Raw genomic sequence first — 13516 nt, 5'->3', positions numbered from 1 at the left:
TTTATTTTGACACTTAATTATACTTAACATAAATTTCTTATTTTTTTCTTACGTTTTCTTGAAAATTTTATAATAGAGCTAATTAATTGAAATTTTTGAAATTGCTAAATAATCCTTTGCTTCTTGATTTATTTTCTTTAAATCACAACCTTGCTGTTTAGCTGCAAAGACACAGCCACAGTAACACTGACGAAAAATGTCATACTCTTTACACATCTGGATCGATCGCTCATATCCTTTATTTTTCTTAAAATCACTTGGTAAGTAATGAGTTCCATAAATTTTTTGGATATCCATCCCGATTTGGTTGATCAGAGCAGCATTTTTCTTGGGTGAGATCGTTAATGCACTCCCAAAATAATCATAACCAAGTTCTTGGGCTTTTTGTGCTACCAGGTCTAAACGCATATTAAAACAGGCACTACATCTTGCGCCACCTTCTTTTTCTTCCGTAAGGCCTTGCGTAATGACCATTTTATTAAACTCGCTGGGGCGGTAATCATCAACGATCAGCTGAACATGATGATTGGTTTGCTCGTTAAACTGATCAACAAATCGCTTTTGTTCATGGAGTCTTCTTAAATATTCATTTTTAGGATGGATATTAGAATTTGAAAAAAATAAAGTAACCTCTGCAAATTGGCACATAAATTCTAACGTATGTGTGCTGCAAGGAGCACAACAAGTATGGATTAATATTTTTGGTCGAGTTTCTTCTTGCTGCCATTGTTGGATCATTTTTTGTAGTACTCGATCATAATTTATTTTCTGGTTTTTCATTTTTTCAACAATTACCTTTGCATCAATCATTGGGAGACCTCGCTATTCTTCAATTCTTCCATAATTATATGCTATTTGATAGCAAATCAAAAGAAAACGTACATTTTGTTTAAGATTTCTTTGAGTATTATTTATAACCTCGGTATACTGAAAGAAACAACTTTTAAAAAGGAGGATAGTTTCTTGAAATTAACCCTTTTCATGCGGAAATTAAGACGTCGAAGCGAACGTTACGCTTCTAGTCATTTTTCTTCAATCCAAGTCATTGTTTTTTACTATCTTATTATGACCATTGTCTCTTTAGGATTGTTTTACATTCCTTTTTTTCGTGAACCAGATAGTCATGTACCTTTTATCGATATGCTTTTCATGGCGATCAGTACAATCAGTGTAACGGGATTGTCCACATTTGATATTAATTCGGCTTTTAATGATAACGGGGTAATCTTACTTGAAATACTATTCCAAGTAGGTGGATTAGGGATTATGATGATCTCTACTGCTTTTATTATCTTTTCTAAACGAAGAATCACGTTACGACAGCGACAACTGATCATGACGGATATGAATCAGCCACGCTTATCTGGTATTGTTCGTTTGATTCGTATCACCTTTGTAATTTTGTTGTGGTTCCAAGTCCTTTTTGGTGCTTTCTTTTCCATTTATTTCTATTATCGAGGCTACTTTGATCATTGGCGGGATGCACTTTTCTATGGATTTTACCAATCGATTTCTGCTGTTACCAATTCGGGTTTCGATGTCACAGGAAACTCAATCGAGCCGTTTGCACATGACTATCTGTTCCTATTTGTTATCATGTTTTTGATTTTTATTGGTGGGATAGGATTTCCTGTTTTGATGGAATTTCGTGAATGGATTTTGTATAAACGCTCAAAAGCAAAATTACCGTTTCGCTTTTCCTTATTTACAAAATTAGCGGTTTTAGCCTTTATCATCTTATTTGTTGGTGGGACGCTGTTAATCTTTTTACTTGAAAAAGACCATCTTTTTCAAGATTCTAGTTTAAGTGTCAAGTGGATCAATTCTATGTTTTACTCTATGACTACTCGTAATGCTGGCTTACAAATCCATGATTTGGGTAATTTCCAAATCACTACATTGATCGTTTTTTCTTTATTGATGTTCATTGGATGTAGCCCCAGTTCGGTAGGTGGAGGGATTCGTACAACGACCGTAGCAATTATTGGTCTTTATCTCTACTCTTTTCTTAAAAGCGAAGACAACATCAATATTTTTGGTCGTCGAATCGATAATGATGATGTGCGTAAGTCAGTCGTTGTATTTATGTTATCTCTTGGTATGTGTTTTTTCTGTATCGTCTTTTTATCAGCTACAGAAAAGCAGCCTTTAATTGCAATTATCGTTGAAGTAACTTCAGCGTTCGGAACCACTGGCTTATCCCTGGGAATTACTGGGAACTTGTCAGTAATTGGGAAAATCACGATCGCAGCTTTAATGTTTATCGGTCGTATCGGTATGTTGTATACTTTGATGTTATTTGTTCCAAAAGAAACACGAGATTTAGGCTACGAATACCCTACTGAAAAAATCATCATTGGGTAAAATTTCAGACAATCGACAAACCTTGAAAGGCTGAATCTGTATTTAGTCTACAAAAATGCATCCTGTGTCGCTCTAATAAAAATAACCCAAAGTAGTCAGAAAATAGAAAAGCTATTTTCGGCCACTTCGGGTTATTTATTTGTACTGAAAGCTTTGTTCTTATTTGTCTAAGAGGATAATAAACTTCCTAAAACAAAAGCAATTAAATCAAAAGCATAATGCACTGCCCAACTAGTATTCAATGACTTTGTTTTTAAATAGGCTTGGTTAAACCAAAGTCTAATTCCTCCTTGAACTAAGATGACTTGCACAATCGTGAACAACGCTGAACTTCCTAGATAAGTTTCAAAATGAATCAGTCCAAAAATAATTGCTGTGAGCAATGATGCCACCTTAGTATTGATCCCCATTTTTTTACGTAAAGTATCAAAGATAGTGATCGAAAATAGTTCTTCTCCCAGTAAAGCAATTGGTAAAATAAATACAAAAAACCACCAAGGATTATCTTGCGCACTATTTGCTTTCGTCTGAATATCTAACAACTGTGCCAGTATTCCCATGATCATCGAAGCCAACATACCATAAATTTGTGAACCAACTAAAATCAGCAAGAATGTTTTTATAAATCGTTTAGGTGTACTAAATAATTGCCTCACACCAACAAAACCAAATACCAGTAAATAGCTTACTAAACCACTAATGACAAGAAAACTAAACTGAATATAATAAAAGTCAACCTGAGTCAACCCATAGAACCCTGCCCCTAATACTCCAAAAGCAATCATTATTCTAAGGACTTGATTATTTGGTTCTGTAATTCTTTTTGTCATATTTCTTGTTCCTCTTCCCTTAAATAATTATCATTTGTTCATTGATTAGTCGCTGACGACCCTTCACATGAGTATTGTTTACGTGTCTTTTATACTGCCCCATCTCCTCAAACAAGCCTTCATCACTGACAGATTTCCAATGATTTATCATGAATGTTTTCCTTTAATTTTCCATAGTATAATCATCTACGAATGAAAATTCTTTTATAGTCCTATATTTAAGACTTTTGGTACTTTGTATCTAAAAATAACCTGACCATAAACACAATAAATATGCGAATAATTAGTTTTTTTGAACTCCACTTAACCTTCATTCGTACTTATTTGTTATAAGAAACGTGCGGATAACACCCCTCGTCTAACTCTACTAATTTCTCTTTCTTTCAGTCGCTTTTCTGGTCACTTTTCCAAAAGTATCTTTCTTAGAATTTTGACAAATTTTTTGCTACTATTACTTCATTACATAAACACATAAAATAATTTTGATGGAGAGATACTATGGAGTATGGTCAGTTAGTACGAAAAATCCGATTAGATAAAGGTTTTTCTCAAAAGGAAATCTATTCAGGAATCGTAACAAAATCTTATTGCATTGAATTTGAAAAAGGAAACCATGACTTGTCTTTCCGACTTCTAGCTCAAGTGTTGGAGCGATTGCTGGTAGATGTGGAAGAATTTATCTTTTTATATGACTATTATCACTCTTCTTCACAAAATTTATGGAAACAATATGAATTGGCTTCTAATACAAAGGACTTAGAAAAGCTCTTTGAGATCTATCAAACGACAACCGCTTCAAAAGATAAAAAAATTCAGCTTCTAAACGCTTTAACTAAAATTGGCCATGATCAATTGAGCGACCATCAAATAGACAATGAGACCTTGGAGTTCCTTGTTGATTATTTAAAATCCATCGAAACATGGACACTACAAGAAATCAAAATTTATACCAACACCTTGAATTACTTTTCAGAAGAACAGCAACAAATTTTCTATAAAAATTCATTAAAAAAAATTCAGATCTATCAAGAATATCCCGCTGGTAAAAAAATTTATTTGACTTTGCTTCTTAATAGTTGCGGTCATTTTATTTCCTATGGGAATTTCTTTTTAGCAAAAGATGCGCTTAGTCATTTAAAGGAATTAACTACCGGAACTGAAGATACAATCTTTAAATTATATCGTATTTATTTTGAGAACATTCTGATTTACTGTACAGAAGAAAAAAGCACAAGTGAAACAATGATCCACTTTATTATCGAAACCTTAGACAAACTGGAGTATTCTTTTTTAAGCGAACAATGTACACTCTTTTTTCAGACGATCAAAAACAACTATTAATTCACTATAGTTATTCCTAAAAAATCAACTGTTATCCGTTGGGGCTATTCTTAGACTAAACGAAACTTCAAATAAACAATCAAGACTAGTACCAATCGTTGTTAGACAAGAGAATCGCAACCATTTCTTAAAAAAAAGAAAAGCAATTTAACCTTTTTTTGAACATATGGTATGATTAATTGAATTTACTCGTCGTTAAGACGTTTTATGGAGGTTACATAATGGGAGTACGCAGTCAATTTGCGATTGCTGTTGGTAAAACATCACAATGGGCATTAAAAACCTTCTTTAAAGGAGGATCAAGTTTACCAGGTAAACTTGCACTTAAAATCGACCCACACATTTTAGACAGTCTTGCAAAAGATTATCAAGTGGTTGTCGTTACTGGAACAAACGGAAAGACATTGACAACTGCTTTGACAGTTAATATATTACGGCAACAATTTGATGAAGTTTTAACCAACCCAACTGGGGCAAATATGGTTCAAGGAATCGTTTCTACTTTTTTGCAAGCAAAACCTAAAAAAGGGCAAAAAAAATTCGCTGTTTTAGAAATCGATGAAGCAAGTTTGAGTAAAGTAACTGAATACATGAAGCCTGAACTATTTTTATTTACAAACATTTTCCGTGATCAAATGGATCGTTATGGAGAAATCTATACCACCTACAAAATGATTGTAGACGGAGCAGCGAAATCACCTGATGCCACAATTATCAGTAATGGAGATTCGCCAATCTTCAACTCTGTGGAAACAATCAATCCTCGCCAATATTATGGGTTTGATCATGAAGAAGACCATGAACAAATGGCTCATTATAATACGGATGGTGTACTCTGTCATAAATGTCATCATATTTTACATTACAAGATGATCACGTATGCAAATTTAGGGAAATACTATTGTCCAAACTGTGACTTTAAACGTCCTGAACTTGATTATCGACTAACGGATATGTTGCGCATGGACAATGTCTCAGCTGATTTTACGATTGATGGTCATAATTATGGAATTGAAGTTGGCGGGATGTACAATGTCTACAACGCGTTAGCTGCCACAGCGGTAGCTGAATATTTTGGGGTAACCCCTGAAAAAATCAAGCAAGGTCTAGGATACGACGAAAAAATATTTGGTCGTCAAGAAATCATTGATATCAATGGTAAAAAATGTACACTCGTACTTGTTAAAAATCCTGTTGGGATCAATCAGGTCATCGATATGATCGGCTTAGCCCCTTATCCATTCTCACTAGTTGCTTTATTAAATGCAAACTATGCAGATGGAATTGACGTTAGTTGGATCTGGGACGGGAATTTTGAACATTTTGCTGATATGGATATTCCTGCAGTGATCGCTGGTGGGGATCGTCATACCGATATGTCGTTACGTCTAAAAGTTGCAGGAATCCCTGAAGATAAGATCATCGAAACAAAGGAACTGAATGAAGTCATTAAAAATATCAAACAATTACCGACCGAACACGTCTACATCCTAGCTACCTATACAGCAGTTCTTCAATTACGAAAAGAATTAGCGAATCAAGGATTTATCAAAGGAGGGATGAATCATGCCTAATTATGAATTGAATATCGCCCATCTCTACGGTAATTTGATGAATACTTATGGAGACAACGGCAATCTATTGATGCTTAAATATGTCGCTAAAAAATTAGGTGTGACCTGTCATACCGAAATTGTCAGTCTGCATGAACCATTTGAAGCAGATAAATTTGATCTAGTCTTTTTTGGTGGCGGACAAGATTATGAGCAACTGATCATTTCAAAAGATATCCAAGAAAAAAAAGCAGCACTAACAAACTACATTGAAAATGATGGTGTGATGTTAGCTATCTGTGGCGGGTACCAATTCCTTGGTCACTATTATGTGGGTGCCAATGGAGAAAAAATCCAAGGAATCAGTGCATTAGACCATTACACCTTAAGTCAAGAAAATAATCGTTTTATCGGCGATATCGTTATCTATAATGAAGAGTTTAATGAAACCTATTATGGCTTTGAAAACCACAATGGGCGGACATTCTTAGGGGAAGGCGAACGACCTTTAGGAAAAGTCGTTCAAGGTCACGGAAATAATGGTGAAGACCAATCCGAAGGCGTCATTTATAAAAATGTTTTTGGCTCTTATTTCCACGGACCGATTCTTGCCCGAAATGAGAATCTTGCGGAACGATTGATTCGTTTAGCACTTAAACAACGTTATGGAACAGAACTTGACTTACCAGTCGAATCTTTAGCATAAAACATAACTTTTGTTACCATAAATATTTGCTGGATTGTGATTGGAAATGAATCAATAGTAACAAGCGCAACATCACAACAGAAATAGCAAACTTTAATAATTGAGCCAAAGAATACGAAAATCACTGCTCTGATTTCTGGTATTCTTTGGCCTATTTTTGATCAAGTAATGATCATTACCTTGGGATACGATTGGAAAAGCAAATGACTTCACTGACGATAAGAAAGAATCGTTTGAAAAAGCGAACTAACTTTTCTGCCGTTACCTCTTTTCATTAACACTTCAACACTATCATTTAACTAATAATTTTAGCTAATTTGCCAATCAGTTTTTCTTTTTTATTATTTTATTCCCCTTAATTAGTTACCCTTCGACAAATAACAACTGAATCCAAGACCACTCATTCCCTATCATTGATATCTGATTGACCAATCATTTCTAATCGTTGTTCCCACAATAATTGATTTTCCGGATCTTCATTTTGCTGGTATAACTCAATAAAATCAATAATGATGGAAGCTTGTTCGATATAAGTTTGTAATATTTTTTTCACTTCTTCCTCTTGGATCAATTCTAAATGTTTCGTTGTTTCTGCAATCTTCTTCTGTTTTAAAAAAAACAGCCCCTTCTGTAAATAATTTTGGTCTAACTTTTTTGATAGTTCTTCACTTTCTAAATATTTCTTTAATATCTCTGCTTCGGCCAATTGTTCTAATTCAATGTAAGCAAATGCAAGCATCACTTTTCTTTTGTCAGATAAGTTTTCTGGGGACGTTTCAATAACTACTTCCCAATTTTTTTCAAAAAAAGCCAAATCAAATTGTGCATCTGCGGTGGGGTAATATTCATTAATCTCTTTCAACCATGTAAATTCTTGTTGCTCTGTCAAATAGTCGATCAATTCATGACGCTTTTCTGGATATTCCGTTGCCGCTTGAAGATAGGCTTGCGCTTCGATTAATTTTGCCCACTCCTGCTCCTCTGTCGTGGTAATTTCTTTTTGATCTACTTTCGTAATAAAGTGTGGCCACATTACGCTAATGCCTATGAAAAGACTGAAAACAATCACCACAATAAACCAGGCCCTTTTGATCGTGGGAATCAAAGATAGTAATTTTCCTTTGGTTGATCTGCTAGGTTCACCATACTTAATTGCTTTTTTCGTGCGTATCGCTGCTTTACTTTTTGTCGTCTTCTTTTTACTTCGGACTATCTGATATTGCCCACTGATTATTTCTTCTATGGCATCCTTTAACGGAAATTGTAATTCCATTGAATGAAGAAGGTGATTTTTATGATTGTAAATCCGAATACGACAACTACCTATGCTTTTATTAAGGATCGTTTGTTTATTGACCTCTTCTAATAAAATGAGGGCCTCGAAAATCGGTAGACGTTCTTCTTCGATTTCTAGCCTTTTGACATGATCAATCAGTACAGTTTCTCTTGCCATAGATAGACATCCTTTTCATTTACCAAAAGTGATGGACAAAACCGGTATTTTCATTCTGCGTATTCTTTCGATTCCTTTTCAGCTATCTCTAATGGTTGATACCTTTCCACCAAAAAGTGTTTTGTAGCTGAATCAAACACATACCAAATTTGAAACAGTCCTTCATTCTCAAGTGTTTTAGTAGACTTACCTTCTTGATTCAAACTATCAATCGTCCTTGTGACGTTGGCAATCACTTCAATTTGTTGGTCATTCACGTGACGTATAAAATTCTTACTTTTTATAAAACGAGAATGGCCAAAAAATTGTGGAAAAAAATCGCTTTGCTTTCTGCTTTCTTCTTCAGCAATTTTCGCTTGTTTCGCTAAAAATTTCTCATAATTCAAATAATTATCCCCGTACTCTGTGAAAGTAAAATACGAGTGTAAAAAATCATTGACCTGTTGTTCCGAGAAATGAGCAACAGGTATACGGTTATTTGCTTCTTGTTGTGTGTTCTTTTTACCAAAAGTATATCCAATACTTACCGCTATACTGCTACTGATAACCAAACAAGCAATCGTTGTAAATAATTGATGTTTATTTCTGATTTTTACCCGCTCCCTACGATTCGATAAAAGTAAACTGGTGCCAGTTGTGGATCACCATAATACCCTGCAAATGGAGTAATGACGACATCACCATTTTGACTAAATCCTTTTTTCGTAGCGGGTGTACAGTGAATAATCGTTTTTCCACCAGCATCTAAAAAGAATCCTGTATGCCCAAAATCGCCCGACGAATTACCTTTTTCTCCCCAAATAAATAAGTCACCTGCTTGTACTTCGGAATAGTTGATCGGATAGAGAAGTTGTCCTTCCAAACCATAAAGTGTTTCTGTATTTCCCAACGGTACATTTAGTCCCATTTCATTCAACACCCAAATTACGTAAGACGAGCAATCGTGATAAGGAAATACGCCTCTTTGGTTTCCCTGAGAATAATACACACCTTTTTGATGAAGACTTTGTGCTTTAGCTAAAAGAGCCTCATGAAAGTCAGAGAATCGCTCCCACAGCAATCCCATCTCTTGCTTTCCACCCAATTGCACCATTAATTGTTTGATCGCAGGCACCCAATAATGATTGAGACCCATGGGATCATTTGTCGCATCAATCGGGCAATAGACCGCTCCTAATTGTTCGACAGTTACTCGTTGTTGGTCAATAATCAGCTTTTTAAGTGTTCGACCAGTTGCTTCGATTCCTTCGTCTAACGTACGATATGAAATTAAACCTTGATCATTCATTAGACCAGCTGGGTTATTTTTTTCTAAGATTCCTTTACTAGTTCCCCAGGCACTTTCATGAATCATGATCGCCGCTAAGATCACCGGTGAGATGCCGTTTCTTTTTGCTTCTTGTAAAATTTTATCTGCTCGATCGCTAAACGCATGACACTTAAGCAGAATTAATTGCCGAAATGTCCATTCATCAAATGACGTGTTTTGATTACCAGAGTCTAATTGGAATGTTTCCGAATATGCTACTTCTTCAAAATAAAAACTTGGATTTACTGATTGTCCGTTTTTGGAATATTCAATGGTTACTTCATTTTCTTTCGCTACAGTTCCAATCAATTCTCCCGAAACGACTTCTTGGTCATGATTGACTAATGGTGAAACATTCTTTAAGACAAGCTGTCGATTATTGAATTGGATCACGATTGACTGATCAGTCACAGTCGTTTTCCCAGCCATCGGAGCATATAATTCTATATTTTTCTCAGCTTGTAATTGGATTCCCTGAAATAGCTTTTTTTCTTGGCCATCGAGAAAGTAACCATATCTTTGATTGACCATTAATCGATGATCTTCCTTAAATGGCGATTGTAGTTCCATCAATTGACGATAACGACCAATCGTTGAACCAGCATTCAATCGTTCTTTCAATTCTTCTGTCCATTCAATGATCTGAGTAAAATATTTTGTTGTTAATGTTGCTTCGTTCCCTTTTGCATGAAGGGACCATAAGTTATCATGGATCTCATGGATTTTCGCTTTGATTACTGGATTTTCGAGTTCCACATTCTCATAACAAATACCCAAATAAGACAATACTTCATCAATATTAGAAACCAAATTCATATCTTGTGTCATCCCTATCTGTCCGTTGATTTTAATAATGTTATGCTGCTGACGAAGCACTCGATTTTTTTCAACATCCAAATGAGTCATGTACGTCCAAATATTTGTTAATTCAAATTCATTGATATTGGGTACACTCGAATAAATGACACTGGTTATCCCTATCGTCAGTAAGAATAGTAATACACAACTAAGAACCATGAGTGATCTAAAAAAATGCCATTTATTGGGCTGAACAGCTAAGAACTTACGACGCTTTTTTCTGAAGGGAACTAACATTTTATTTGTAACGCTCCGTTTTATCGATTGATTCAAGCTACTTGATAGAAAAATTTTCCGATACTCGTTGTCTCGTTCGTTCCAATTAGATTTATTCATCGGATTGTTCCTGTTTTCTTTTTATCCGTTCCTCGGGATCAGTCGTGATTAATTCATATAATCTTGTGGTTGAATCAACGGTATTAGAAAAAGGCACGATTGCATGACCTGCACGTATCAACCCTGCACCTTTTGGCGGATGGATCAAGTGTTTTTGTTGTTGAGTAGAAAGACGAAAAAGAGTAGAAAGTTCGTCCAGATCACTTTTAGCCTGTTTTAGCATAATGATAAATTCAGTGTTGCTTAGCATCCTCCGTGCTTTATCTGAAAGCAGTAACGTCTCCACATTTTGCGTGATCCCTGTAGGAATTGCTCCCCACTTTCGGATACGACTCCATAATTCAAAAAAATAATTTTCACAGTAAGGATCATTTAGCATCAACTGCATTTCATCAATGTAAATCCACGTAGTGATCCCTCGATCCCGATTACGTACCACCCGATTCCATACTTGCTCTAAAACCACCATCATCCCAAATGTTTTTAACTGACTTCCTAACTCTTTGGTGTTGTAGATGATAAAACGCTTATTTAACTCAATATTTGTCGTATGGGAAAAAATCGCTAAAGAACCTTCAATATATAATTCTAAGTCTAATACTAGTGCCTGCGCTTCTTTTTCCGGCTGTTCTTTGAGCAACGTAAACCATTCCTTCGCTAATGTTGGCATTTGCTTGTCCTGAGAATGAAAATAGTTAAAATAAGTCAAGCGAGTCACACGATCAATGATGGAACGTTGTGCGGAATTCAAACCCGATTGTCCACCGATCAAAGCTTCAAATGCTGTTAACAAAAAGTCGGATTTTAATTTTACTGGATCAACTTCCCCACTTAAATCATCTGTGATATCCAATAGATTGATAAATGTATCGGTGTTTGGTGCAATTTTAACAATTTGCGCATCAAAAGTTTGCCCAATTAATGTATCTTCATCTTCAGGATCAATCGAGATGATTTCGTCTGTTGGATTTTTTAGTAGTGTAGTAATTTCTTCATATTTTTTGGCTACCCCTTTTCCTGAGCCTGAACTACCTAAAATCATTCCACTTGGGGTATTCAACCGTTTCCGATTGATCCGAACTACATTTTTCGTTAGCTCATTCATTCCATAGTATTTACCCTCCTCGTGGTCAAGTTCTTGCGCAGTAAATGGAATAAAGATAGCTGCACTTGCTGTAGTCAATGTTCGGCGGGTTGTTATCCAATTTTTTCCAAATGGAAGGACGGAGTTCATCCCTTCTAGTTGTAGATAATCCAAATAATGAAAGCCACAACCATTTTTTCTGGCAATACTCAAAACTCGTTCGGCTATATCAGTCAATTTTTCTTTTGTGTTTGTTCTGAAATAGACAAAAACCGAAACGAAAAATAAATTCTGTCCTTCTTTTAACAAATCATCTAATAATAAATTAGCTTCATTGATACTATTGGTTAATTCATATGGAATACTTGTATAAGGATCGTAGCCTTTTTGAGTTGCTTTTCTTTGTGCAGCGACTTTGTCTCCTTCCATATAGGCTTTTTTTATTTGAACCAGATGATTGGCTTGCTCAGCCCCGACTGGATCAATGTGGATCGATAACGTGATTTCTTCGGGTATTTCCATCAATTCTGCCATGAGTTTATCTGACAATCTAGCTGGATAGTCTTTTAGGTAAAGAATCTGGGCATATTCCTCATTGATTTCAAAATAGTTTTTCTTTTTAAAATTAAAACTGGAAGGAGCAATCACAGCTTTTGTTGAAAGATGATTAAAGACTAAATCGGAATAGTTAAATTGAAAGTGTTCCGATGATTTCAACAACTGATTGACCAATTTTAGACGCTTTAAACCGTCTAATGGGTCAACCGTTGAGCCAATTTCTTCCAAATTTCCGATTAAATTCTTTTCGATTCGTCCCAATAATTGTTTTGCCTGCTCTAAGTGATTGGCTGGAGTACTGAAAGTCAAATAGTTTTCTTTTGTAAAACGATTCTCCCCTTCATTGATTTTTTGAAGAAGCATCTGATTGACTTCTTCACGATAGCTATCATGTTGATCGCCTTTACTCTCATAAAAAAGCTTATCCGTCATCTCATCAAGCTCAACTCTTTTTTTTAAGATCGTGATTGTTAGATGGATCGTATCATCAAGACTGTTCAATAGTTCACCGTACCTTTGGAATATCAGCAATTGTTCATCTTGTTGAGCAATTTGATAATTCACATCTGAAAATCGAACACTTTTGGAATAATAATTAGGTACAATTTCACAAATGCCACTTTCAAACATTTTTTCATAACGCAACAAATCTTGGACATTACGCTTTGGCGCTAACTTTTTTTGATATTGCCCTCTTTTTTTCTTTTGTTTTTGCATCAAACGAATAAATTTTTTATTATTAGTTTCCGTACTCAACTTGTTTTCTTTCGGCACGCTTACTCCTTTGACCCACCATGGCATTTGAATACAACTCCTCTACAATAGGATAAGTATAATAATTCGCCAATTGAAAATAATTCCATCGAATCTGCACATACTTTTCTAAAGATAAGTGATTAGGTGTCAGCCAGCCCACTGACAAGATAGGGGCACTGAGTACCATAAAAACGATCCCGATATCATCAATCGGATACTTCCAACTGACATAATTTAAAATGCCCAGAGGAACGATCAAAAGCAACGTTACAACAGCAGAGATAAATTGTCTTAACGAAACGCCAAAAAACAATTTTTCTTGGTAGGTTAAAATTTCTTTTCGAATTGGTACTTCAATCATCGATTTT

The 13516-nt window shown here is 35.3% G+C and carries 11 protein-coding genes; 4 read left to right on the top strand and 7 right to left on the bottom strand.

Annotation, left to right across the window (positions count from 1 at the left end):
* Positions 1 to 78 precede the first annotated feature (78 nt).
* Positions 79 to 810, bottom strand: a complete 732-nt coding sequence (locus tag IGL28_RS02375; protein WP_081127740.1) for an epoxyqueuosine reductase QueH — start codon at positions 808 to 810, stop codon at positions 79 to 81.
* Positions 811 to 981: 171 nt separating this feature from the next.
* Between IGL28_RS02375 and IGL28_RS02370 the strand changes: the two genes are divergently transcribed.
* Positions 982 to 2364 (top strand): TrkH family potassium uptake protein, encoded by a 1383-nt coding sequence (locus IGL28_RS02370; protein WP_164885422.1) that lies wholly within the window; start codon positions 982 to 984, stop codon positions 2362 to 2364.
* A 167-nt stretch (positions 2365 to 2531) separates the two neighbouring features.
* Here the strand turns inward: IGL28_RS02370 and IGL28_RS02365 are convergent, their stop codons facing one another.
* Positions 2532 to 3194: a CPBP family intramembrane glutamic endopeptidase gene (locus IGL28_RS02365; protein ID WP_010720006.1), complete on the bottom strand. Its 663-nt coding sequence runs from the start codon at positions 3192 to 3194 to the stop codon at positions 2532 to 2534.
* A gap of 498 nt (positions 3195 to 3692) precedes the next feature.
* Between IGL28_RS02365 and IGL28_RS02360 the strand changes: the two genes are divergently transcribed.
* From IGL28_RS02360 to IGL28_RS02350, 3 genes are all read left to right on the top strand, one after another.
* The gene (locus IGL28_RS02360) at positions 3693 to 4535 is read left to right on the top strand and encodes an Rgg/GadR/MutR family transcriptional regulator (protein ID WP_010738404.1); all 843 of its coding nucleotides are present in this window, start codon (positions 3693 to 3695) and stop codon (positions 4533 to 4535) included.
* A gap of 221 nt (positions 4536 to 4756) precedes the next feature.
* Entirely contained in the window at positions 4757 to 6109 is a 1353-nt protein-coding gene (locus IGL28_RS02355; protein WP_081127737.1) for a Mur ligase family protein, read from the top strand.
* Entirely contained in the window at positions 6102 to 6794 is a 693-nt protein-coding gene (locus IGL28_RS02350) for a type 1 glutamine amidotransferase (protein ID WP_081127735.1), read from the top strand. Before IGL28_RS02355 ends, IGL28_RS02350 begins: the two co-directional genes overlap by 8 nt.
* Before the next feature lie 400 nt (positions 6795 to 7194).
* Here IGL28_RS02350 and IGL28_RS02345 read toward each other — a convergent pair whose 3' ends face one another.
* From IGL28_RS02345 to IGL28_RS02325, 5 genes are read right to left on the bottom strand one after another with little or no spacing between them, the layout of a single operon-like run.
* Positions 7195 to 8247, bottom strand: coding sequence for a hypothetical protein (locus IGL28_RS02345; protein WP_081127734.1), 1053 nt, complete (start codon positions 8245 to 8247; stop codon positions 7195 to 7197).
* A gap of 50 nt (positions 8248 to 8297) precedes the next feature.
* Entirely contained in the window at positions 8298 to 8798 is a 501-nt protein-coding gene (locus IGL28_RS02340; RefSeq protein WP_232088556.1) for a hypothetical protein, read from the bottom strand.
* 41 nt (positions 8799 to 8839) lie between these two features.
* The gene (locus tag IGL28_RS02335; protein WP_081127732.1) at positions 8840 to 10750 is read right to left on the bottom strand and encodes a peptidoglycan amidohydrolase family protein; all 1911 of its coding nucleotides are present in this window, start codon (positions 10748 to 10750) and stop codon (positions 8840 to 8842) included.
* On the bottom strand, positions 10743 to 13193 hold the full coding sequence (locus tag IGL28_RS02330; protein ID WP_010738410.1) for a VirB4-like conjugal transfer ATPase, CD1110 family: 2451 nt from the start codon (positions 13191 to 13193) through the stop codon (positions 10743 to 10745). The genes IGL28_RS02335 and IGL28_RS02330 overlap by 8 nt, the downstream gene beginning before the upstream one ends.
* A complete protein-coding gene (locus tag IGL28_RS02325; RefSeq protein ID WP_081127914.1) occupies positions 13132 to 13509 on the bottom strand; it encodes a PrgI family protein in 378 nt (125 codons plus the stop codon). Before IGL28_RS02325 ends, IGL28_RS02330 begins: the two co-directional genes overlap by 62 nt.
* Positions 13510 to 13516: the final 7 nt, after the last annotated feature.

This window comes from Enterococcus sp. AZ077, from assembly GCF_051714965.1.
Lineage (GTDB): Bacteria > Bacillota > Bacilli > Lactobacillales > Enterococcaceae > Enterococcus_B > Enterococcus_B hirae.
Note: the sequence above shows the minus strand (reverse complement) of the source record. Positions and strands in the feature narration are given on the sequence as shown.